The sequence below is a fragment of the Psychroflexus salis genome (genome assembly GCF_014640175.1).
Classification (GTDB): Bacteria; Bacteroidota; Bacteroidia; order Flavobacteriales; family Flavobacteriaceae; genus Psychroflexus; species Psychroflexus salis.
In genome coordinates, this window is the sequence record NZ_BMGL01000010.1 from 68,972 (window position 1) to 93,841 (window position 24,870).

Genomic DNA, 24,870 nt, shown 5'->3' on the forward strand with positions numbered 1-24,870 from the left:
TTTTTAAAAATACTGCAACTTATTTTGGATTTTTAACCATTTTTAATGAAAAAAACTTTGTTTTTGTACGAATATTATGAATTATTGTATTCAATACTGGCAGTTTGTTTACTTTATCTTCATTTATAAAAACCAATTCATCTTCTACTAAAATAGTTTGATGTGCAAAGTAACTTGTGTTTTCTTCCATTCGTATTAATTTAGGCACAAATATTACATGTTCGTTTTGCAGGTGTTCTTCATACTGTACAACAAAGTCTAAGCATTTTCCCTTATAACTTACTTCTTTTAAAATCACATCCACAAAAAGCTTCTGGTTTTTAGGAATGTTCATATATAGTTTATAGGGTATGTTTTTATAACTTTCAGTAGTAAATTGTTTTAGTAATTCTACATAAGCTAAAAAAATAAGTTTTCGAGTTTCTGTGCGTTGGTAGTCTCCAGGAAAATGACCAGCTTCAAATAAAATAGTTGGTGTACCTAATCCTTGAAAATAATCGCCTGTACAATTGGGGTTAAAAGCATCATCATAAGTTCCAATTTGCTTAGGAATAAAGGAGTTTAAGGCATTCTGTAAACCAACAATTAACTGCATACTAGTTTTTCTTGAAGAAGTGATTGAGCGTGTTTCGTTTACTGCAGGAGCTAAAAATGAAACAATTGCGGGTTCATTTGCATTCCCCGCACTAAAAATACTTCGTTGACCATGCAGGTTTAAACATAAATCAGGTTTAATTGTGTTGTAAAGTTGATGCAAAGCTTTCATTTCTGGTTGTGTTGCTTGCAAAGCATCGCGATTTAAGTCTACTCCATTTGCATTAACTCTCGTATAAGCTTTTGTACCATCTGGATTTAGGGAGAAAACCATGTTAAGCTGAACCTGTTTAGAAATTTCTTTTACAAATTCATGTTCTTTTTCCTGATCCAAAAAATGCACTAAATCAATAAGCGATTTTGTGGTGGTGGTTTCATTACCATGCATTAAAGACCAAGCCATGATTTTTTTAACACCACTTCCCCATTGTACTGCATAAATAGGAAGTTGATTTACTGATTTTCCAATTGGGATTAGCTTAAATGCTTCAGGCAAGCTATTCATAAAACTATGGAGCTTATCTAGGGATAAATAGCGATCTGAAAACACATTGTCTTGGTAAAGATGATGACTAGTATGTAAACTTTTTAAATCCATAAAAATTGAAATGTTCACAAAAGTAAACAAAACATATTTTACAAATGTAAACACTTTTAAAAACCCAATTGTATATTTATGTAAACAATATACACATGAATCTGTAAGCACTAATCTATTTGACTTGGAAAACTTCCTATATGAAAATTTTTTAATGTTAAAGTATTCTATTTTAGTATTATAAAGTTTTTTATATCTAGTATAGATTTAATGCAAAAAGATCTATTTTTAAACATTAGTTGTAAGTTTCAATAGTCTTGTTTACATTTGTATATATTTGAATCAGGAAAATAGTGTTACAATGGTAAACAGTAAAGATTTTGCTAAACGCTTGGAAAAAGTATTTAGTTATTACGAATTAAATGCATCTTCTTTTGCCGAAAAAATAGATGTGGGTAGGGCTTCTATTTCTCACCTACTCTCTGGAAGAAATAAACCGAGTTTAGAATTTGTTTTAAAAGTTGTTAAGGCTTTTCCTGAAGTAGAACTGTATTGGTTGTTAAATGGTAAAGGAAGTTTTCCTGCTAAAAATGAAACTAACCAAAAGCAAAGCCATGCTCCAAATCAAGAAGTTTTTAGAGATACCAATAAAACTGTAGACTCCAATTCAGTAACCAATTCAACATCTTTTATGCCTGCTACGCCCATGCATACTCATAACAAATCAGATTCGGCTATTCGCGAAATTGAACGTATTGTAATTTTTTATAAAGACGGAACTTTTGAAGCTTTTAACCCAACAAATCATGCGTAATATCTTTCTATTTGTCTAATTTTGTAAAAAAAAATGAAACCCTACTTCTACTCTACTTTATTCATCATTTCAAGTTTAAGTATGCATTCTTGCTATGCGCCAGAGCAAAATTGTGCTAAATTTCAACAAGGAACTTTTGAGTTTGAAGCGCTGGTTGAAGGTGAATTAAAAAAAACACGTTTTTTGCGAAATGAAAGTTTTGAAATTGAATATTACGAAGGAAAAACCGATACTGCTCAAATTAGATGGATCAACGATTGTGAATATGTACTTAAGAGCCAAGATCCTAAAAACAGACAGGAAGCACAAGCTATGCATTTTAAAATATTAACTACCGAAAACAATCAATACACCTTCGAATATTCTTTAGTTGGTAGCGACAACAAACAACAAGGAACTGCTTATAAAGTGGTTAATGATGACTAAACCTCGTAAAAACTAACGAGTTAATCTATCAATTATTTGTTCATGTTCAGGGTATTCTTCTAAAAGTTGCTTTTTATCAGCTAATTGAAAATCTTTAAAGTCAAATCCAGGAGAAACGGTGCAACCCACCAATGCATAAGCTTTTGTCTGTATCACTTCTGCTGCAAACCAAGTTTGGGCAGGTACTACAAATTGGGGTAATTCTCCTGCATTCCATGCATTACCTATTTTCTGCATCCTAAAAGTACCGTCGGGAGATATAAGGTGTAAATGAATGCAACTTCCTTCATAAAAATGCCATATTTCATCCTGACTCACTTTATGAAATGCAGAATATGCTTCATTAGTAATTAAAAAGTAAATACAGGTAGAAAAGTTTCTTTTCCCATCTAAATCTTCTACAAATACATTTTTATTACTGCGATAGGTTTCTTTAAAATATCCACCTTCTGGATGTTTTTGTAATCCTAACTTTTGGATAATGTAATCTGCTTTATTATGCATAGTTAAACTTATTTACTTGTTGTACTTCACCCGCTTTCATTCCTTCGCAAGTTTCATTGCCAATTCGGTAGCGTACCAAACGCAATGTAGGAAAACCCACCTTCGCTGTCATTTTTCGAACTTGCCTAAACTTGCCTTCATTTAGCGTAATGCTAATCCAAGATGTTGGACCGTGCTTTTCGTTACGTATGGATTTAGTACGTTTTGGAAAATCGGGTATGGTTTCTAATTTTTTCGCCTTGCAGCTTAAAGTTTGATAAGCTTTTCCATGAATATTGATTTCTACACCATTTTTCAATTTATCGATAGCTTCTTCATGAATTAATCCATCTACTTGCACATAATATTCTTTTTCTACTTTTTTGCTTAAAACTTCGTAACTCAATTTGCCGTCTGTTGTTAATAATAATAAACCTTCCGATGTTTCATCTAGTCTTCCTATAGCCATTGTAGCTTCAGGAAAATGAAATAATTCACCTAAAAGGTGTTTGTTTTTTCGAGTGTTTTGATTATAAACAAATTGGCTTAAATAGCCATAAGGCTTAAAGAGTTTAAAGTGGAAATGTGCTTTCAAAAATTTAAAATTATTTTACTTTTATTACAAATTTAAAAAGATTATAAGGCTTAAATTAGCAAATCTGAATTAATTTGAAGCATATTAAAATGAGAGAACTGATTGAAGAGAATTACGCTCATATTTTTGAAAAAGATTTAATTACTGAAATTATTGAAGTGGGTACGTTAAAAGATGTACCTAAAGGTGCTGAAATGATGCAAATTGGACAATATATAAAGTCTATGCCATTGTTATTAAATGGTGCCATTAAAATACTTCGGGAAGATAACGATGGTTTTGAATTGTTACTTTATTATATTGAAAAAGGAGAAACCTGTTCCATGACGTTGAATTGTTGCTTAAATCAAAAGCGTAGCGAAATAAAAGCAATAGCCGAAAAAGACACAGAATTAGTAATGGTGCCTATTCAAAAAATGGAAGAATGGATGGGAAAATACCGATCTTGGAGAAATTTTGTTTTAAATAGTTATAACGAAAGAATGGATGAGCTCCTAGAAGTTGTAGATGTTATTGCTTTTAAAAAAATGGATGAGCGTTTGTTAGAGTATTTAAAAAACAAACTAAGATACAGCGAAGACAAAATAATTAAAAACACACATCAAGAAATTGCCTACGATTTGCATACATCTCGGGTTGTAATTTCTCGTTTATTGAAGACTTTAGAGAAAAATGGAAATATTATCTTACACCGCAACTCCATAGAAGTTGTGCACATTAATTAACTTGTATATTTTTTTAAAACTACAGCTGCATTAACATCTCCAAAGCCAAAACTTGCTTTTAATACATGAGTTATTTCGGTTTTGATACTTTCTTTTGGAAAAACTTCGTGGGGTAAAATTTGAACTATTTCTGGATGAATTTCCTGCAAATTTAAATTTCCAAAAACGAAATTATATCGAATTTGCAAGATAGAAGCTACCAATTCTATACTTCCCGCAGCTGCTAACGGGTGACCTATCATTCCTTTTAATGAGTTGATTTTAGGAAATTTATCCTTATGAATTTGAAGTGCTTCATACCAATTTTTTATTTCGAGAGCATCCATTTTCGTACCTGTTAAATGGCCATTTATGGTATCGATTAGATTTGCATCTACTTTAGCATCAATTAAAGCATCTTTAATGCATTTTTGTACTGACTTTGGATTAGGTGCCGTCATACTTCCGCCTTGGCGTTGTCCACCAGAATTAATATTTCCTCCAAGAATCTCTGCGTAAATAGTTGCATTTTTTTCTAATGCAGAAGTTAAACTTTCTAACATAATAGCTCCGGCACCAGAAGATGGCACAAAACCACTGGCATCTTTGTCTAAAGGTTTAGATGCTTTTTCAGGATTTTCATTAAATTGGTTAGGTAAAATGCGTAAGGCATCGAAACCACCCCAAACATAAGGACCGCTATCGCTACAACTACCTACAAGTGCACGTTTTGCTTTACCATTTTTAATGCGTTCATAACCCATTAAAAGGGCTTCGGTTCCTGTTGTACAAGCAGAAGAGTTTGTGGTTACTTGGTTTCCTGCTCCAATTTTCCCACCTAAATATGCTGAAATTCCACTTGCCATAGTTTGTACTACACTTGTACTGCCTAAGCGTCTTACCTTGGCCGCATCAATTAAATGAAAAGCTTCATGAAGTTTATCTACTCCTAAGATTCCTGTTCCAAAAATTACAGCTGTATCATAATCAATGTGGTTTGCTAAACGCTTAAGTTTTGCATCTTCATAAGCTTGTAAACCTGCAATTACTCCATAAATTAATCCAGTAGCTTTTAATCCTTTTTGTTCTAATTGTGAAAAATACTGATTCAATAGTTCTTCATCTATATTAGGAATACCTGCAATTTGACAACTAAATTTTAATTTTTCTAGTTTGGGTATAAAAGCTATACCGCTTCGCATTTCGACTAAAGCTTTATAAAAATTTGCTAAACCAACGGCATTTGGTGCCGCTACTCCCATTCCTGTTACTACTACTCTATTCTGCATTGTTATTATTAGTTTTAGTAAGCATTCCTGCAAGGGTTCCTTTAGCTATTAGTTGTTGATTAGCTAAACGTATTTCAATATTTACTTTCATTTTATTAAACCTAAAGTAAACTAAATTTGCTTTAACCCAAACGGTTTCATTGGGGTAAACTGGTTTAAAAAAATCAATTTGGGTTTCTGTTAAAGCAATAAAATGCCGATGTATTTGTGTATTAAGGTCTCCTATTAAATACAAACCTAAACAAGCGAGTCCGATTTGAGCAGCACATTCGGTTAAAATTACGCCTGGAGTTACTGGCTTATCTTTAAAATGTGCTGCATAAAAGCCCAGATTTTCTGAAAAAAAATAACTGCCAAGTATATGTTTTTCAGACACTTCTGAAATTTTATCGACAAATAAAAAGTCTTTTCCGTAGGGTAATTTCGAAATTAAATCCATAAATTTATATCAATTCAACTAATATTCACTTTTTTAAAGTCTTACACAATTAAATAAAAAGCTTTTATCAATTTTGTAACAATTTTCTTTTGTTTTCGTCCTATTTATAAACAAATTTAATTGGAAACAATCTTATCAATACACCAACTCACTAAATTTTATGGTAAAAACAAAGCCGTAGACCAGGTCAGTTTTAAAATTGAAAAAGGCCATGTTTACGGTATTTTAGGACCAAATGGAAGTGGTAAGTCTACCACTTTAGGCATGATTTTAAATGTAGTAAACCCTAGCAGTGGATCTTTTTCTTGGTTTAATGGAAATTTAAATACACACGATGCTTTAAAGAAAATTGGAGCTATTATCGAGCATCCCAATTTTTATCCAAACATGTCTGCAATTGAAAATTTAGAACTTGTAACTAAAATTAAGTGCTTAACTCATCCCAACTATCAAGAAAAACTCGAACTTGTAGGTTTATGGGATAGAAAAAACGATGCTTTTAAAACCTATTCATTAGGTATGAAACAGCGTTTAGCCATTGCTTCAGCTCTTTTAAATAATCCCGAAATTTTAATTCTAGATGAACCCACCAACGGTTTAGATCCACAGGGAATTCATCAAATACGTGCAATTATTCAAAAAATAGCCGCGCAAGGAACTACAATTTTATTGGCTTCACATTTGTTAGATGAAGTTGAAAAAATATGTTCTCATGTAATCATTTTACGCAACGGTAAAATGATTTACGATGGTAGTGTTGATGCGATGAATGCCAGCCATGGTTATTTTGAAGTTGCAGCTGAAAACAGTGAAAAGTTAGAAGCATTTGCAAATCAAAATGAAGCATTCGAAACGGTAATAAAATTACCTAATAATCTGTATAAGTTAATATTAAACAAACCAATGGAAGCTGATACTTTAAATGAAATGGCTTTTAAAAATGACCTTGTATTAAGTCACTTGGTTAAACGAAAAGAAAGTTTAGAAGAAAGTTTTTTAAACCTAACCAAAAACGAAGCCCAACATGCGTAGATTACTCTCAATTGAATTGTTTAAACTTAAACAGAGTCGTTCGGCTAAAATACTAAGTATTATTTATTTTGTGCTATTTACATTTACAGCCCTTTTTGCTACTATTAATTTCGATTTTGGTAGTATCAATTTTAGAATAGCCGACCAAGGTATTTTCAATTTTCCGTATATCTGGCATTTTAACACCTATATTATTTCCATCATTAAAATACTCTTGGCTATCGTTATGATTTCGATGATTACTAACGAATATAGTAACCGAACTTTAAAACAAAATTTAATTGATGGCTTAAGTAAAAAGGAATTTATTCTCTCTAAATTTTATGCAATTGTCTTATTTTCCTTAGCTTCTACTCTGCTTGTTTTTGTTGTTTCTCTCGTTTTAGGACTTATTTTTTCAGACTATACCGAAATTGGAATTATTTTTTCTGAATTAGAATACATCTTGGCTTATTTTGTAAAATTGGTTAGTTTCTTTTCTTTATGCATGTTCTTAGCCATTTTGGTTCGCAAGTCGGCTTTTACTTTGGGTTTTGTTTTTCTAATTTATTTAGGTGAATCTATTTTGGGTGGTATTTTGCGTTTTCAAGCTGAAGACTTTTTATTTATAGCAGATTATTTTCCTTTAAATTCTATGAGTAACTTAATTGTTGAACCATTTACTAGGTTAGGTATTGTAAAATCGGCAACAGCACAAATTAATCCAGATTTTGTGAAAGATTATACAATAAGTTTATTCAAACTCATTATTCCTGTAATTTGGACTTTCATTTTTGTTTGGGGAAGTTTAAACCTATTAAAGAAACGAGATTTATAATTTTTTCGCTTTTAAATACTGTTAAACTTAACAATATCTTCAACAAAGTAAATTGAATTTTTACATTTGTTAAAAAAAGTTGAAAAGCTTATTTCTTTTATTTCTTTTAATTTTTTCTGTCTCTTCTTTCTCTCAAGGCGAAGCAAATAATTGGTATTTTGGTCAATTTGCCGGGGTAACTTTTAATACAAATCCGCCAAGCTCCTTAAATAATGGACAATTAACTACATTAGAAGGCTGCTCATCGATTTCAGATTCAGCTGGAAATTTAGTTTTCTATACAGATGGTAGAACGGTCTGGGACAAAGAACATAACATTATGCCCAATGCAGATTATTTTAATGGCACCGGATTAATGGGCGACCCTTCAAGTACTTCTAGCGGATTAATTGTTCCGCATCCAACAAATCCAAACTTATATTATATTTTTACGGTAGATGAGCCACATCACAACAATGCGAATGCTTATCCTAATCAAGGTCCAGCTGATATAAATGGAAACTCTATACCCTTTTACGATGAAGGTTTCCAATTTACTATACCACAAGAAGACGATGGTTATAATCATGGGTTTAATTACAGTTTGGTAGATATGAATCTTAGAAACGGTCTTGGCGATGTTATTCCAGACCAAAGAAACTTACATTTAGTAACATATGACGTAAATGATCCAGAAGAAATTAAATACAAATGTGCCGAAAAAATTACTGCAGTTGTAAACGACAATTGCAATTCAATTTGGGTAATTACACACTTTATCAATCGGTTTTATGCTTTTAGCATCGATGAAAATGGTGTAGACCCAAATCCAGTAATTACAGAAATTGGACCAACTATTCCTTTAAGTTCGTATCGTCGTGGTGCTCTAGGTTACTTAAAAGCTTCTCCTAATGGTGAAAAATTAATAGTTGCTAATCTTCAGAATGCCAATTCGGGTCAGAATACTGGAAACATCTATTTATACGATTTTAATAATGCTACTGGAGAACTAGAAAATCCTCTGCTTTTAAAAGACAATACATTAGCTTATGGGGTTGAATTCTCTCCAAATTCTAAAGTTGCTTATGCGACTTCTACTGGAGATTTACTGCAATGGAATATAGAAGCAGACGACATCCTTAGTACCGAATATGTAGTACAAAATACAACAAATCTTGGTATTGCCATTCAATTAGCGCCTAACGGAAAAATATATTTTCCGCAACAACAAACATCATTATTAAAGGTTATTAATTCTCCCAATAATTTAGGGGAAAGTATGGGACTTTCAGATAGTCTTGATGATGGTGCTATTGATTTAGGAGAAAATATAGCTAGCATTGGTTTACCACCTTTTATACAATCTATTTTTACCTCCAGAATTGGTCTTTTAGAAGAAGGTGATACAAATCAAATAAAAACCCAACTAAAGCTTTGTGAAGGCGAAACTTTTGAGTTATCCTATACGCATGAAACTTCTGCAACTTACCAATGGTACGAAAATGGAGAGCCTATTGAAAATGAAACATCTTCCACTTTAGTAATTCCTTTAAATTTAGATAGTACAGAAAACTTAAATTATACCTTAGATGTTTTTCCAGATGATGGAGAATGTGCACTCTCAGGAATTGCCAATGTATTAATTGAACCATTACCCCAAATCCAAAATGCAAGCATTAATAAATGTGTAACAGATATAGACGATTTTTCATCAGAATTTAATCTCAACGATGCGCAAGAAAATGTATTAACTAACAACTTAAATTCAAATGATTTTATTTTCTCGTATTTTCTAACCGAAGAAGAAGCTTATGTCGATGAAAATGCTATTCAAAATGAAACAGAATTTACTTCTTTTAATGATACAACAATATTTGTTCGTGTAGAAAATGAAGTGCCAAATTGCTTCTCTGTTTCTGAAATCACTCTTCGTGTAACCGATTACACAGAAGGAGAAACCTATGATTTATTGCGTTGTGACGATAATTTAACAGGAATACAAAACTTTGATTTATCTGAAATTGAAAATAATATGGGTGCTGAAATATCTGGCTATTACGAAAGTATAAATGATGCACTTAACCAAAATAACAGTATTCTAAACTTTCAAACGTATACGAATGAAGAAAGCTATGCAAATGAAGTTTATTATCGCATCGAAAACAATACCTGTAGTACGATTGGTAAAGTAAATTTAACAGTATTTAATTTACCCATGCTTTCGGAAAGTTTTAATTACACATATTGTTTAGATAGTTATCCTGAAACCATTGAAATTAAACCAAATATAAATGAAAATGAAGCTGATTTATACAGCTACTTTTGGCCACATTCAAACCAAACCACTTACCAAGTAAATATAAATGAAGCTGGAAATTATAGTGTATTAGTAACAGACCTAGATACAGGCTGTGAAGCCATTCAACAAATTGAAGTAACTGGGGTTAATCTGGCTAGATTTAGCTTAGTAACACAAGATGCAACCCGTTATGATAATTTTATTGAAGTTGTTATTCACGATGATAGTTTAAGTGAGTATGAGTTTGCACTTAATGATCCTTTTGGACCTTTTCAAGATTCACCGCGTTTTGAAAACCTTGAACCTGGTTTTTACACAGTTTATGTAAAAGAAATAAATGGGTGTGGTATTATTAAAAGAAATGTTGCGCTACTAGGAATAATGCCTTACTTCTCACCTAATAACGACGGAATAAATGATTACTGGAAAGTTATTGGCCTAGATAATAATATTAGAGCTAAAATTAGAATATTTGATAGGTATGGGAAATTACTTCATGAGTTTGATGAAGCCAACACAGGTTGGGATGGCACCTATAATGGTAATTTAATGTTGAATAACGACTATTGGTATGCTATTCACTTAGATGATGGTCGAGTTTTGCGTGGAAACTTTACCTTGAAACGCTAAATACTTTAACCAAAAGCCTAATTTTTAAAGTAAGTGTTGTGTAAACTAAAAATTAACCGGTAAAAATCTATGCATATAACCTATAAGCATTTGTTAAATTCAAAAATCTACCTACTTATTCATCTACTTAGATTATTTTTGTTGAAAAAGGTGAATAAATATATAAGTCTTTTATTGCTTATTATTCCATTTTCTTTGCTTGCCCAAGGTGAAGCCAATAATTGGTATTTTGGAAATAAAGCAGGTGTAAGCTTTAATACAAATCCACCACTAGCTTTAACAAATGCTGAGATAAACACTATTGAAGGTAGCTCATCTATATCAGATACTTCAGGAAATCTATTGTTTTATACAGATGGTAGAACCGTTTGGGATAAAGAACACAATATTATGCCTAATGCAGATTATTTTGGTGGAACAGGCTTATTAGGCGATCCTTCTAGTACAATGAGTGCTTTAATTATTCCCCACCCAGGACAACCTAATTTATATTTCATTTTTACCGTAGATGAACCACATAAAGAAAATGCAAATGCTTACCCTAATCAAGGCCCTGGAGATAATAATGGGTTTCCACTTCCATTTTATGATCAAAGAGAGAATTTAACAGTTCCTCAAGCTGATGACGGTTTTAATAACGGGTTAAATTATAGTTTGGTAGATATGTCCTTAAGAAATGGCTTGGGAGATGTTGTTGCAGATAATAAAAACATTCACTTAAGAACTTACCAAGAAGAAAATTCAGAACATTTAAAGTATAAATGCTCAGAGAAAGTTACAGCCGTAGCTGGAGCAGATTGTAACACCATTTGGGTTATTACTCATTTTGTTGAACGGTTTTATGCTTTTTTTATAGATGAAAATGGTATTAATGAAGAGCCTGTTGAATCTAAACATCCACCAGCTATCGGACTTGAATATTATGGGGAAGCAGCATCGGGCATTTTAAAAGCTTCTCCAAATGGTCAAAAATTAGCTATGGCAACCACACAAACAATACCACCACTAGCTATATCTGGGTTTGTAAACCTTTACGATTTTGATAATTTAACAGGAGAAGTAAATAATCCTGTTGAAATATTAAATAATATGCGGCCTTATGGAATCGAATTTTCTCCAAATTCTCAAAAAGTTTTTGCAACTATTGGTAACGATATTGCTCAATGGGATTTAAGTAGTGGAAACCCTGCTGGATCTGTGTTTTTATTAAATACTGGAGAAAATCAATCTTCTTTACAATTTGGACCTGATGGAAAAATATACTCTGCAAGTGGTACTAAACTAAACGTAATTAATAATCCAAACGCTTATGGCGAAAACATGAATTATTCATCTTCATTTTTAGAAGGAGCAATTGATTTAGAAGGAAATAATGCTAATGTGGGCTTGCCAAACTTTTTACAGTCCATATTAAATTCTAGAGTAGATATTGTTGATGGAGATGGGATTGGCAATTCAACTGTTCAAAGCACTATTAGTATTTGCGATGGTGAAACCTATACCTTAGGTTACGAATATCCTGAAGCTGCTAGCTATCAATGGTACGAAAATGGAGAACCTATACTGGGTGAAACAAGTCCGTTTTTAACTATAAGTTTACCTGCTAACGAACAAGCTCCGTTTACTACAGCTTATACTTTAGATATTTTTCCTGAATCTGGAGATTGTAAACTTAGTGGTTTGGCAAATACCATTTTTGGTGAAGCCCCAGCAATCGAAAATGCTAGCTTGAGTCAATGCGCTTCGGGCTCTTCTTTTTTTAATTTTAATAATGCTAAAGAAGATTTAATTGCACCATCAGCATTAGGAGTAGATGACTTTGAATATGCGTATTTCGAAACATCTGAAGACTTACTTAATTATAATTCTATTCAAAACATCACGAATTATGAAAACCTAACTAATCCACAAAATATTATCGTAGAAATTACCAGTAAAGAAACTCGGTGTTCGAGTATTGCAGATTTACAATTAAATGTAATTAATAACGAAATTGAAGAAACTTTAGAAGTTGAATTAACCGAATGTGATACAAACTTAGATGGTTTTCAGGAATTTAACTTAGAATTAGTAGCCGAACAAACAAATTTAAATCCTACTAACTTTTATTTGAAAATAAAAGATGCGCTCGAAGATCGAAACAGAATAACCAACACTACTGAATTTAGTAATACAGAAGCTTATGCTCAAACTATATATTTTAGAGTTTTAGTAAATGGAAGTTGTAATGTTCTAGGAGTTTTAACATTAAGGGTGCAAGATTTACCTTTCACTTTCGAAGATAAAAAAGTATTCTACTGCATAGAAGATAGCCCAGACCCAATAACAATTTTTCCCAGTGTGCCCGAAAACGAAATTGATAATTATGAATATTTTTGGACTGCAACTAACCAAGAAGGTTATGCTATAGAAGTTAATGAAGCAGCAATTTATCAAGTTCAGGTCACGGCAATTGCTTCGGGTTGTGTATCTACTCAAAACATTAGTGTTGTAAACACAAGTACAGCTAATTTTCAGGTTCAAATTAAGGATGGAAAAGAAAAGGACAATAGCATTGAAGTAATTCTAGACGAAACTTTCAACACTAATAATTTTGAATATTCATTAAACAGTCCGACTGATGTTTATCAAGATTTTCCAGTTTTTCGTAATTTAACACCTGGAAATTATGAAGTATATGTAAGAAACAAATTAGGATGTGGAATTTCAAAACGAACTGTTCATGTTGTTGGGGCAATGTTGTTTTTCACTCCAAATAACGATGGAATTAATGATGTTTGGAATTTAGTGGGCTTGCCTAACAATCAAAATGCTGAGATATATATTTTTGATCGATATGGAAAATTACTCATAAAATTTAATGCTAAAAACTTTCCAGGTTGGGATGGTACTTATCATGGAAATTTGATGCCAAATAATGATTATTGGTTCAGAGCAAACTTAGATAATGGCAGAATTATAAAAGGAAACTTTACGCTAAAGCGTTAAAAGCAAATTTAGAAGCAGTAAAGCTTAGAGATAGTATTATTATTTGTTAAAATGTCTCGTAAACTTAACTGTATTGTTAATTATATTATTTTTGAATTAAAAATTGAAACTTCTCTATTTTATTGTTGTTTGTCTTTTTTTATCTACACAGATTAATGCACAAGGCGAAGCTAATAATTGGTATTTCGGCAGTAATGCTGGTATAACATTTAATACCAATCCACCTTCGGCCGTTTTTGATGGTCAGCTAAATACATTAGAAGGCTGTTCATCTATTTCAGATACAGGCGGAAACCTACTCTTTTATACAGATGGGCGTACAATTTGGGACAAAAACCATGATATTATGCCCAATGCAGATTATTTTGGAGGTACTGGTTTACATGGCGACCCATCAAGCACTTCAAGTGGTTTAATTGTGCCACATCCAACAAACACTGATATTTATTTTGTTTTTACGGTAGATGAACCACATCAAGATAATGCAAATGCTTATCCCAATCAAGGTCCAGCCGACCAAATCGGAAATCCGATTCCTAATTATGAAGAAGGTGAACAATATACCGTTCCTGAAGAAGACGATGGTTTTAACAACGGATTAAATTATAGCATTGTAGATATTAGCCTTAGAAATGGTCTTGGCGATGTTGTACAGGGAGAACGAAACAATCCGCTAATTACCTACGATGAAAATAATTTCAGCAATCAATCCTATAAATGTGCAGAAAAAATTACTGCTGTAATTGGTGCGGACTGCGAAACCATTTGGTTAATAACACATTTCATTAATAACTTTTATGCTTTTTTAATTGATGAAGATGGAGTTAATGAAAATCCAGTAATTTCTCAATTAGCCCCTACTATCGGTCTTGCTGGTTACCGAAGAAATGCCTTAGGTTATTTGAAAGCATCTCCCGATGCCGAAAGATTACTCATGGCGAACACACAAACAGCCAATACAGGCAATGCAAATGGAAATGTTTATTTGTACGATTTCGATAATGCTACAGGAATAGTTTCTAACCCATTGCAGTTAATTAACAACATTAGACCTTATGGAGTTGAATTTTCACCTGATTCAAAAAAGGCTTATGCAACTTCATCTATCGGTCAAGAAAATGCTTTAATTTATCAATGGGATTTAAATGCAGACGATATTTCTAGTTCTATTTACACCCAACTTACTGCCATGCTTCAAGCAACTGCTATACAATTAGGGCCAAACGGTAAAATTTATACACCACAAATTTCAACTGCAAGATTAAACGTTATTAATAATCCAAACGAACTTGGTGAAAACATGAATTATTCCAGTTCAACTTTAAACGGTGCAATTGCTTTACAAGGTTTTCCAGCATATTTTGGACTACCACCATTTATTCAATCAATTTTTACATCAAGAGTTGATATTATTACTGATGTATCCGAATCTAATGATCAGAATTTCATCATTGAAACTGAATTAAATTTGTGCGGAAGCGAAACCTACACTTTAGGATTTGATTACGAAGAACCTGCAACTTACCAGTGGTTTGAAAATGGACAAGCTCTAGATGGTGAGACAAGCCCAAATTTAGAAATAAGTTTGTCAGCTACTCTAATAGCACCTTACGAAACAGCTTACACTTTAGAAATTTTTCCAGAAAATGGAGAATGTAAATTAAGTGGTATTGCTAATGTTGTTTTTGGCGAAGTTCCTTCGCTCGATGATGCTACACTAGTACAATGTGTTAACGATTTCGATAACCAAACTGCAGTTTTTAATCTGAATAATGCAAGAGCAGATTTTATTACAAATACCGATTTAGCAGTAAATGATTTTGAATATCAGTTTTTTGAAACTGAAGATGATTTTGAAAATGAAACTCCAATTGAAGCAATTTCAAATTATGAAAACACTTCAAACCCCCAAACTATTATTGCTAAAATAATTAATACCTTTACACGTTGTTCTACTACAGTTAACCTAACTCTAATAGTCGATGATGTAGAAGGCACCGAAGAAATAGACTTATTTGTTTGCGACGATAATTTAAATGGCATACAAGAATTTAATTTAGAATTAGCTGCTAATGAAACTAGCTTCACACCTACTTCATTTTATAGAAGTATAAATGATGCCTTGCAAGATGTAGATAGAATAAATAATACAACCAATTTTATTAATACAGAGCCTTATTTGCAAACCATTTATTTTAGAACTTCCGAAGGTGATGGCTGTGGCATTCTTGGTATTCTAGATTTAAGGGTTAATAATTTACCATTTGAATTTGATGACCAGCAAGTTTTTTATTGTGTAGAAGATAGCCCTAATCCAATTCAGATTGCTCCTAGCGTGCCTGAAAACATAATCAACAATTATGAATATTTTTGGCCAGCCACAAATCAAGAAACTTTTGCAATTAATGTGAATGAAACGGGTACTTATCAAGTTTTAGTAACTGAAATTGCAACAGGTTGTTCTTCTCTTCAAAATATAATCGTATCCAATTCTGGTTTACCATCTTTCAATGTTTTGGTAGATGATGGCGACGAAGAAGCCAATAGCCTTTTTATTGAAATAAATGAAAATGATAGTCTTGGAGATTACGAATTTGCAATAGAAGATCCTAGCGGTCCTTACTCCGATAATAGACTTTATGAAGATTTACCTCCCGGTTTTTACGATGTGTTTATTCGCGATAAAAATGGTTGTGGTATTGCTAAACGAACCGTCGGTTTAATCGGATTAAGACAATTTTTTACGCCCAATAACGATGGAATAAACGACACTTGGAATGTGGCAGGTTTATCAGCAAACCGTAATGCTATAGTACGTATTTTCGATCGCTTTGGTAAATTACTTATCCAATTTACTGCACAAAATCGCCCTGGTTGGGACGGCACTTACAATGGTAAACTCATGCCGAATAATGATTATTGGTATGCGGTAGAGGTAGACGATGGCAGAGTTTTAACAGGTAATTTTACGTTAAAACGCTAATTTTTATCTTCCTTAAACCATTTGTTAATACTGCAGTCATTACTAGTATTAGATTGTATTTTTGCCCCTAAAATATTCGTGTAGCTTTGAAGCATTTTTTATTTCTATTTTTAGCCTTATTCACTTTGTGTAATCATGCTCAATTTATTGAAGCTGATCATACGGCTTTTTCAGACCAATTGCTAATTGAAGAAGTATTATTCGATAACTCCAATTGTGTTGAAGACATTCAAATCATCAATACTGTTTCTGCTAATTTTCAAGATGGAATGAAAAGCTATGGCTATTTTTCAACTCCTTCTAACTCTACTTTTCCTTTTGAACAAGGTATTGTTTTAAGCACTGGAAGATTAGACAATACCGAAGGTCCTAATTCTTCTTTAAGCGATGATGATGCAGATAATTGGGGCGAAGATTTAGATTTAAGAAACGCCTTGAATATTCCTGACAACGAAGTGCTGACTAACGCAACTAGCATTACTTTTACATTTACCCCTAAAGCTAGTCAATTGAGTTTCGACTACATTTTTGCTTCAGAAGAGTATCAAGAAAATAATGCTAATACGTGTATTTTTTCAGATGTTTTTGCTTTTTTAATTCGCCCGATGGAAAATGGACAAGCAATTTCTCCCTATCAAAATATTGCAGTTGTGCCCAATACTAATATTCCTGTAAAAGTAACCACAGTTCGACCTGAAATCCCAAACGGATGCCCAGCTGAAAATGAAGAGTGGTTTGGACAGTTTAATCAATCTGGTGGTGCGGCAGCTGTTTCTCCAACAAATTTTAATGGACAAACTCAGGTTCTTACAGCTATAGCTGAAGTTATTCCTAACCAAACCTACGAAGTAAAATTAGTTATTGCAGATGAAGCTAATTACCGATATGATTCGGCTGTTTTTTTAGAAGGCGGAAGCTTCGAAGTTGGGGTAAATTTAGGTTTAGACCGAACAAACGATAGAGCTATTTGCGAAGGAGATGAAGCTTTATTAGACGTAAGTGAAGATAATCCAACGGCAGTAAATTGGTTTTTTAATGGAAATTTAATTCAACAAAATCAAGATACTTTAAGTGTTTCTGAAGCAAATTTTGGAGCTGGCACTTATGCTGTTGAAGCTACCTTAGCCAATGGCTGCATCGCTACTGATGAAATTGAAGTGGAGTTTCAAAGTAATGCACAACCCGATCCGTTTAGTATTGTTACTTGTGGTGAAGCAAACGACTTAGATGTAACTTACAACTTAACCGATATAGAAAATGAAGTCGATGCGCTTCCTAATAATTTTAATATTAAGGATTTTTATTTAACTGAAGCAGATGCTATCATTGAAACAAATGCGATTGATAACCCTACTTCTTTTTCACCAAATACTCAAAACTTCGATGTATTTGTTCGTTTAGAAAATATTGGCGGCTGTGAGCTTATTGTTCCCATTATTCTTCAAAATAACGCATTTGAATTTGATGGTCTTCGCTTCACAGAATGTCCAGACCCTTCTGTAAATGAACTTTCATTCAATACAGGTCAAATTCGAAATTCTATTCTTAATTTAATCGGAGAACAAGTAGATCAAGTTGCTATTTTTCCTTCTAGATTTGATGCTCTACAAAATGCTAATGAAGTTTTAGCCGATAATTTTTCAATTGATATAGCAAACTTTCCTCAAACTTATTACGCGCGTTTGCAAAATCCTGGCGAATGTCAAGGCTTAGTTCCTATAGAATTAAATGTAATTGATAGACCAGAATTCGAAAACACAACTACAAATCTAATTTTATGTAGGCAAGACGAAACATTGACTTTAAACCCAAGATTGATTAATGGAAATGAAAATGTGCAATTTGAATGGAATACAGGTGAAACTTCACAAAATATAACGCTTTCAAATGCTGGAACTTATACCTTAACAGCTACAAAAACTTCAATAAATGAAGGTGAATCCATTACTTGTAGTAATCAAATTTCATTTACTGTAGAATTGGTAGGTATAGAAAGTATTCAAGTGCAAATCATAGGTAATCCAAACCAAACACAAACCGCAATAATTGAAGCTTTTCCTGATGGCGATTATTTGTATTCCTTAAATTCTACAAGTCAATTTCAAGAAAATAATGTATTCGATATCAATCAAGTAGACAATGTTGTTTATATCCAAGATACAAGTGGATGCGGAATTGTAGCTCGTTCATTTACGGTAATTGATTTGCCCGAGTTTTTTACACCAAATAACGACGGAATTAATGATGCATGGCAACCACGTGGAATTCAAAATGAAAATGCAAATCTAAAATCAGTTCAAATATTCGATCGTTTTGGAAAATTGATGATTAATTTTGGACCTGGTGGAAAATGGGATGGCACTTATAATGGTAAACCCGTTCCGCCCAACGATTATTGGTATAAAGTAAATTTTAGAGATGGCCGAGTTTTTACAGGAAACATAACCTTAAAGCGTTAAACATGAAGTTTGAATTGAAATCTGAATTTAAACCTACTGGCGACCAACCTTCAGCCATCAAAAAACTAACCGATGGTTTACTTGCTAATGAGACTTACCAAACTTTACTCGGAGTTACAGGTTCGGGTAAAACCTTTACGGTGGCAAATGTGGTACAAGAAGTGCAAAAACCAACTTTAGTTTTGGCGCATAACAAAACCTTAGCCGCACAATTATATGCAGAATTCAAGGCTTTTTTTCCTGAAAACGCAGTAGAATATTTTGTTTCCTACTACGATTATTATCAACCTGAAGCTTATATTCCATCTAGTGGAACCTATATAGAAAAAGATCTTTCTATAAATGAAGAAATAGAAAAATTGAGATTAAGCACCACTTCTTCCCTACTCTCTGGCCGTAGAGATGTATTGGTAGTTGCTTCGGTTAGTTGTTTATATGGAATTGGAAATCCAGCTGAATTTCAAAAAAACGTAATTAATATTGAAGTTGATCAAGAAATTTCAAGAACGCACTTGTTACGAAGATTAGTACAAAGTTTATATTCCCGTACTGAAGCTCAATTTAACCACGGAAACTTCAGAATTAAAGGTGATACCTTAGATGTTTTTCCAGGCTATGCTGACCATGCGTACCGCATTCACTTTTTTGGTGATGAAATTGAAGAAATTGAAGCTTTCGATCCGCAAACTAATGAGATTAGGGCGAAATACGATAAATTAAATATTTATCCAGCCAATATATTTGTAACTTCTCCTGATGTCTTAAACCAAGCCATCGACCAAATTGCCATAGATTTAGGAAAACAAATAGAGTATTTCAAAGAAATTGGGAAACCACTTGAAGCTAAACGAATTGAAGAACGCACAAATTTCGATTTAGAAATGATAAAAGAATTGGGCTATTGCAGCGGAATTGAAAATTATTCGCGCTATTTAGATGGTAGAAAACCAGGTACTCGCCCATTCTGCTTACTAGATTATTTTCCAGACGATTATTTAATGATTGTAGACGAAAGTCACGTTACGATTTCGCAAGTTGGTGCCATGTTCGGCGGCGATCGCTCTCGAAAAGAAAATTTGGTAGAATATGGTTTTCGTTTACCAGCTGCAATGGATAACCGACCTTTAAAACTAGAAGAATTTGAAGCACTCCAAAATCAGGTGATTTATGTAAGTGCAACTCCAGCCGATTATGAGCTTCGAAAAACTGAAGGAGTTTATGTGGAGCAAGTTATTCGTCCTACAGGTTTACTCGATCCTGTTATTGAAGTAAAACCTAGTCAAAATCAAATAGACGATTTAATTGAAGAGATCGATATTCGTGTAAAAAAAGACCAACGTATTTTAGTAACGACCTTGACCAAGCGAATGGCAGAAGAATTAACAAAATACTTATCTCGTATAGACATCAGAACGCGCTATATACATAGTGATATCGACACTTTAGAACGTGTAGAAATCATGACTGATTTACGTAAAGGTTTGTTTGATGTTTTAGTTGGTGTTAATTTGTTGCGGGAAGGATTAGATTTACCCGAAGTTTCGTTGGTGGCGATTTTAGATGCTGATAAAGAAGGCTTTTTAAGAAGTAACCGAACCTTAACCCAAACCATAGGCCGTGCAGCAAGAAATATTGAAGGAAAAGCAATTTTGTATGCTGATAAAATTACGGACAGTATGCAAAAAACCATCGATGAAACGAAATATCGCCGAAACAAACAAATAAGTTATAACAAAGCGAATAACATTACGCCTACAGCCTTAAATAAATCTATTACAACTACTTTCAATAAAAAACCTGAACCTTATAAAATTGAAACTACACCTAATTTAGCCGCTGCTGAAGAAGCTGCCGAAGATTATAACATCAAAGATTTCGATTCACAGATTAGAAAAGTGCGTAAAGCTATGGAAAAAGCAGCGAAAGATTTAGACTTTATGGAAGCAGCTAAATACCGCGACCAACTAAAAATGTTAGAAGAAAAGAAGGCGGAATTAGACATTTAAGTCATCACTGAGTTTTTTAAATTCAAATGAAAAATTTATTCTAGTTATTGCTTAAGAGATTCTTCTTCAATTTGTAAGCTTACTCGCCTAGCCGAAGCAATTGCTGCATCCATATAACCAGGAAATTTGTCTGAAGTTTCAGTACCTGCAAAAAACAATTTATGATTAAAGTAGCCTTTTTTCAATAAAGAATGACCGTTATTATAATGCGGCTGTTGTATAAGCTCTACTTTTCCAACCAAATTATGAGCATTCCAAATCTGGTCTTCGTAAATACTGAAATTTTCTATTTGTTGACCAAAAAAATCTTTTAAATAGGCTAAAACTGCATCTTTACGTTCATTTTTAGTAAGTCTTGCAGCATACGGATGTAAAAAACCAGTAAAACCAAAACGATTTTCTTCTTTGTTAGTATGGTCATACATTTCGGTAACTATACCAACATGACTAAAAAACATACCAGATTGATTATTAGTTCGCCAAAAGGCTTGATTAAACTCCAACACAAATTTTATCGATCCCGCCATCCAAGTTTGTACTTTGGGTAAAAGTTGCATTAAATCATCTGCTAAACTTGGCTTAAATTGTATGTTCGAAAAGACCAATTGTGGTGGTATGCAAATTACTAACTGATGCGCTGTAAAAACTTCTTCCTTTTTAGAAGTGACTTCTACTCCGCTCGAAGTTTCTGTAATAGCTTGCACTTCGGTTTCTAATTTTATATCAACTGTTGTTAATTGTTTAAAAAGAGCATCAATAATACGTTCGCTTCCACCAGCAATTCGGTAAGTTGGCGGCTCTTGCTCGGGCACTTCAAATTGTTGTGGTGGTCGATTTGCTTCAGTATGAAATAATGAAATCCCTTTTCTGTACTGTGGGTATTTATCTATTCCCATTTCGTTTAACAAACCCAATAAATGCAAATGTTCTTTAGCAAACCAAGTTGCTCCTAATTCCATTGGTGTTTGTAATTTACCTACTATGGTTTTAATTCTCCCACCTACGCGATGCGTAGCTTCTAACAACTGTACTTTATAATTTTGTTTTTGCAAGAAATAAGCTAAACTCAAACCGCTTAAGCCTGCTCCAACAATGATGATTTTTTTTTTATCCATAATTTATGAATGAATTTTGAAATAGATGCTAATGATTTGGAAGTTGTTTAAATCAACAACCACATTCATCTTGTCCACATATTTTAGTATTCTTTTTCTTTTTGAAAAAGAATTTCTTCAACAAAAAACTTATGGCTGCTAAAAAAGTTATCCAAACTAATACTTCTTGAAATTCCATAGTAATTATTTTAAAAGTTGAAAAGCGATTAAGGAAACTACATACGCAAAAGCACTCATAATTACCAGTTGAAGAATGGGCCATTTCCAGGTATTGGTTTCTCGTTTTACTACTGCCAGCGTACTCATACACTGCATAGCAAAAGCATAAAATAACAATAAACTAATTCCACTAGCAAAATTGAACAGCTTTCCTCCTATTACAGGATTCACTTCCTTAGACATGCGTTGTTTAATGGTTTCTTCATTTTCGCTACCAACACTGTAAATGGTTGCTAAGGTTCCTACAAAAACTTCTCTTGCTGCAAAAGAAGTAATAACAGCAATACCAATTTTCCAGTCGTAGCCTAAAGGCTGAACAACTGGCTCAATCGCTTTTCCCATATATCCAATATACGAATACCGCAATTTATGCGAAGCAATTTTGGTATTAACTTCTTCAGCTGATAAAGTTAAATTTTCAGCAGTAATTTCTTCATTTACGATTTGCTCTGCTTTGCTAAATTTTTCATTCGGTCCATAACTAGCCAAAACCCAAAGTATAATCGAAATGGCTAAAATAATTTTTCCCGCCCCAAAAACAAAAGACTTGGTTTTATCTACAACGGTAATAACTACATTTTTAAAAATAGGCAGCTTATAATCTGGCATTTCGATTACAAAATATGTTTTTTTAGAATTTTTCATAATTAAATGCAGCAACCATGCAGAAAATAAAGCCATACCAAAACCCAGAAAATATAAGAAAAACAATACTAAACCTTGGTAGTTTAAAAAGCCTAATAAATTTTCGTCAGGAATAACTAATGAAATGATAATTAAGTAAACTGGTAATCTAGCAGAACAGGTAGTAAACGGAATTACTAAAATAGTAATGAGTCGTTCTTTCCAATTTTCTATATTTCTTGAAGCCATAACTGCAGGAATTGCACAAGCCGTTCCTGAAACTAATGGAACTATACTTTTGCCACTTAATCCAAACTTTTTCATGATGCGGTCGGTTAGAAAAACTACTCTACTCATGTAACCACTTTCTTCAAGTAAGCTGATAAATAAAAATAACAAAGCAATTTGTGGAACAAAAATTACAATTCCACCGATACCAGGAATAATACCTTCGGCAATTAATCGGGTAAATTGACCATCCGGCAAATGTTGTTTGGTTAATTCACTTAAATTAGCAAAACCTAAGTCAATTAAATCCATTGGAAAAGCAGACCAATTGTAAATGGCTTGAAAAATAAGTAGCAAAATGAGTGCAAAAATAAAATATCCCCAAAATTTATGAATAAGTAATCTATCTAAACTAGCTCTTAATCCTTTGGCTGCATTAATGTCTTTGGTAAGCGTTGCTTTTAAAGACTTATTGATAAAGAGATAGCGAGCAATAACTTCTTTTTGTTGTAAATGCTTTAATTCAGATTTACTTTTAGGCGTAAAATCTTGGGTTTTATTTTCAATTGGGTTTCGGTTAAGATCACCAAAATTTACGTCGTTATTAATAATTAACCATAACTTGTAAATATTTTGATTAGGATAAGCCTTTTCTAAATTTTCAAAATAAGCAGAATCGATATGCGTTATTTCGCAACAAGATTCGGTAGAAAGCATTTTATAGTTACTTATTAATTCTTTTAGCTTATCGAAACCTAAGTTTTTGCGAGCACTAACTAGAGCTATTTTAGTGTTAAGTTTTGCTTCTAAAGCTTCAATATCAATTCGAATTCCCTTTTTCTCCATCCGATCAGCCATATTAATAGCTAAGATGGTGGGTAAACCTAAATCCTTAATTTGGGTAAAAAGTAACAGATTGCGTTTTAAATTTTCAATATCGCTAACCACAACAACTACGTCTGGGTAATCTTTATCATTTTTATTAAGTAGTAGTTTAATGGCTACATCTTCATCTAAAGAAGATGCATTAAGGCTGTACGTGCCTGGTAAATCTAGAATATGTGCTTTCAACATTCTGGAAAGTTTACAAACACCTTCCTTTTTTTCAACTGTAATTCCTGGGTAATTCCCTACTTTTTGATTTAAACCGGTTAAGCTATTAAATACAGAAGTTTTACCTGTATTCGGATTGCCAACAAGTGCAACATTAATTTGTCTCATCACTTGTATTTAAGGTAGTTACTAAAATGTCTCTTGCGGTTTCTAAGCGAATGGCTAAATAGGTTTCATTAATATTTAAATACAAAGGGTCTTTTATTTTATTAATTTTAATTACTTCTACTTCACTTCCTGGCAAACATCCCATTTCCAATAATTTCAACGGAATTGTTAAAGCTGAAATATCAGTGATAATAGCTTTTTGCCCACTTTTTAAATCCGCAATACTCATTTGTTTTATTTAGATTAATATTAAATAGTGCAAACCTAATAAATTACTTTTTAGCTTCTTATTTTTTAAGTTTATTTTGAATAAAAATCTTGTAAAAATGAACTATAACTGATTTAGATTAGTTTTTGGGTTCCTTTTTCTTAAGATGAAAATAATAGA

At 32.7% G+C, this 24,870-nt stretch carries 18 protein-coding genes; 10 read left to right on the plus strand and 8 right to left on the minus strand.

What is annotated here, in order from left to right; translation table 11 throughout:
• Positions 1–19: 19 nt before the first annotated feature.
• The gene (locus IEV63_RS09450) at positions 20–1,192 is read right to left on the minus strand and encodes a M14 family zinc carboxypeptidase (protein ID WP_188406565.1); all 1,173 of its coding nucleotides are present in this window, start codon (positions 1,190–1,192) and stop codon (positions 20–22) included.
• 301 nt (positions 1,193–1,493) lie between these two features.
• On the opposite strand from IEV63_RS09450, the gene IEV63_RS09455 reads away from it, so the two are divergent.
• Both IEV63_RS09455 and IEV63_RS09460 read left to right on the plus strand, forming a co-directional pair.
• Complete coding sequence (locus IEV63_RS09455; RefSeq protein WP_188406566.1) at positions 1,494–1,946, plus strand: helix-turn-helix domain-containing protein; 453 nt, start codon at positions 1,494–1,496, stop codon at positions 1,944–1,946.
• Positions 1,947–1,979: 33 nt separating this feature from the next.
• Positions 1,980–2,372, plus strand: a complete 393-nt coding sequence (locus IEV63_RS09460; protein ID WP_188406567.1) for a DNA topoisomerase IV — start codon at positions 1,980–1,982, stop codon at positions 2,370–2,372.
• 12 nt (positions 2,373–2,384) lie between these two features.
• On the opposite strand, the gene IEV63_RS09465 is transcribed toward IEV63_RS09460, so the two are convergent.
• Together IEV63_RS09465 and IEV63_RS09470 are read right to left on the minus strand one after the other, a co-directional pair.
• A complete protein-coding gene (locus IEV63_RS09465) occupies positions 2,385–2,876 on the minus strand; it encodes a cupin domain-containing protein (RefSeq protein ID WP_188406568.1) in 492 nt (163 codons plus the stop codon).
• Entirely contained in the window at positions 2,869–3,450 is a 582-nt protein-coding gene (locus IEV63_RS09470) for a pseudouridine synthase (protein WP_188406569.1), read from the minus strand. The genes IEV63_RS09465 and IEV63_RS09470 overlap by 8 nt, the downstream gene beginning before the upstream one ends.
• Positions 3,451–3,539: 89 nt before the next feature.
• On the opposite strand from IEV63_RS09470, the gene IEV63_RS09475 reads away from it, so the two are divergent.
• Positions 3,540–4,175 carry a Crp/Fnr family transcriptional regulator gene (locus IEV63_RS09475; RefSeq protein WP_188406570.1) on the plus strand — a complete coding sequence of 212 codons (636 nt, stop codon included), beginning with the start codon at positions 3,540–3,542 and terminating at the stop codon, positions 4,173–4,175.
• Here the strand turns inward: IEV63_RS09475 and IEV63_RS09480 are convergent.
• Positions 4,172–5,443: a beta-ketoacyl-[acyl-carrier-protein] synthase family protein gene (locus IEV63_RS09480; RefSeq protein ID WP_188406571.1), complete on the minus strand. Its 1,272-nt coding sequence runs from the start codon at positions 5,441–5,443 to the stop codon at positions 4,172–4,174. The two genes, IEV63_RS09475 and IEV63_RS09480, sit on opposite strands and share 4 nt — an antisense overlap.
• The gene (locus IEV63_RS09485) at positions 5,433–5,882 is read right to left on the minus strand and encodes a 3-hydroxyacyl-ACP dehydratase FabZ family protein (RefSeq protein WP_188406572.1); all 450 of its coding nucleotides are present in this window, start codon (positions 5,880–5,882) and stop codon (positions 5,433–5,435) included. Before IEV63_RS09485 ends, IEV63_RS09480 begins: the two co-directional genes overlap by 11 nt.
• 120 nt (positions 5,883–6,002) lie before the next feature.
• On the opposite strand from IEV63_RS09485, the gene IEV63_RS09490 reads away from it, so the two are divergent.
• From IEV63_RS09490 to uvrB, 7 genes are all read left to right on the plus strand, one after another.
• Positions 6,003–6,914 carry an ABC transporter ATP-binding protein gene (locus IEV63_RS09490; RefSeq protein WP_188406573.1) on the plus strand — a complete coding sequence of 304 codons (912 nt, stop codon included), beginning with the start codon at positions 6,003–6,005 and terminating at the stop codon, positions 6,912–6,914.
• A complete protein-coding gene (locus tag IEV63_RS09495) occupies positions 6,907–7,731 on the plus strand; it encodes an ABC transporter permease (RefSeq protein WP_188406574.1) in 825 nt (274 codons plus the stop codon). Before IEV63_RS09490 ends, IEV63_RS09495 begins: the two co-directional genes overlap by 8 nt.
• Before the next feature lie 79 nt (positions 7,732–7,810).
• Positions 7,811–10,639: a T9SS type B sorting domain-containing protein gene (locus IEV63_RS09500; protein WP_188406575.1), complete on the plus strand. Its 2,829-nt coding sequence runs from the start codon at positions 7,811–7,813 to the stop codon at positions 10,637–10,639.
• A gap of 150 nt (positions 10,640–10,789) precedes the next feature.
• Positions 10,790–13,627, plus strand: a complete 2,838-nt coding sequence (locus tag IEV63_RS09505) for a T9SS type B sorting domain-containing protein (RefSeq protein ID WP_188406576.1) — start codon at positions 10,790–10,792, stop codon at positions 13,625–13,627.
• Between the two features lie 103 nt (positions 13,628–13,730).
• On the plus strand, positions 13,731–16,610 hold the full coding sequence (locus tag IEV63_RS09510) for a T9SS type B sorting domain-containing protein (RefSeq protein WP_188406577.1): 2,880 nt from the start codon (positions 13,731–13,733) through the stop codon (positions 16,608–16,610).
• Positions 16,611–16,696: 86 nt separating this feature from the next.
• Positions 16,697–19,069 carry a T9SS type B sorting domain-containing protein gene (locus IEV63_RS09515; RefSeq protein ID WP_188406578.1) on the plus strand — a complete coding sequence of 791 codons (2,373 nt, stop codon included), beginning with the start codon at positions 16,697–16,699 and terminating at the stop codon, positions 19,067–19,069.
• A gap of 2 nt (positions 19,070–19,071) precedes the next feature.
• Positions 19,072–21,075, plus strand: a complete 2,004-nt coding sequence (gene uvrB / locus IEV63_RS09520; protein ID WP_188406579.1) for an excinuclease ABC subunit UvrB — start codon at positions 19,072–19,074, stop codon at positions 21,073–21,075.
• A 44-nt stretch (positions 21,076–21,119) separates the two neighbouring features.
• Here uvrB and IEV63_RS09525 read toward each other — a convergent pair whose 3' ends face one another.
• The 3 genes from IEV63_RS09525 to IEV63_RS09535 all read right to left on the minus strand — a co-directional run bounded on the left by IEV63_RS09525 (position 21,120) and on the right by IEV63_RS09535 (position 24,711).
• Complete coding sequence (locus IEV63_RS09525; RefSeq protein WP_188406580.1) at positions 21,120–22,190, minus strand: flavin monoamine oxidase family protein; 1,071 nt, start codon at positions 22,188–22,190, stop codon at positions 21,120–21,122.
• A 183-nt stretch (positions 22,191–22,373) separates the two neighbouring features.
• Complete coding sequence (feoB, locus tag IEV63_RS09530) at positions 22,374–24,485, minus strand: ferrous iron transport protein B (protein ID WP_188406581.1); 2,112 nt, start codon at positions 24,483–24,485, stop codon at positions 22,374–22,376.
• The gene (locus IEV63_RS09535) at positions 24,469–24,711 is read right to left on the minus strand and encodes a FeoA family protein (protein ID WP_188406582.1); all 243 of its coding nucleotides are present in this window, start codon (positions 24,709–24,711) and stop codon (positions 24,469–24,471) included. Before IEV63_RS09535 ends, feoB begins: the two co-directional genes overlap by 17 nt.
• Positions 24,712–24,870: the final 159 nt, after the last annotated feature.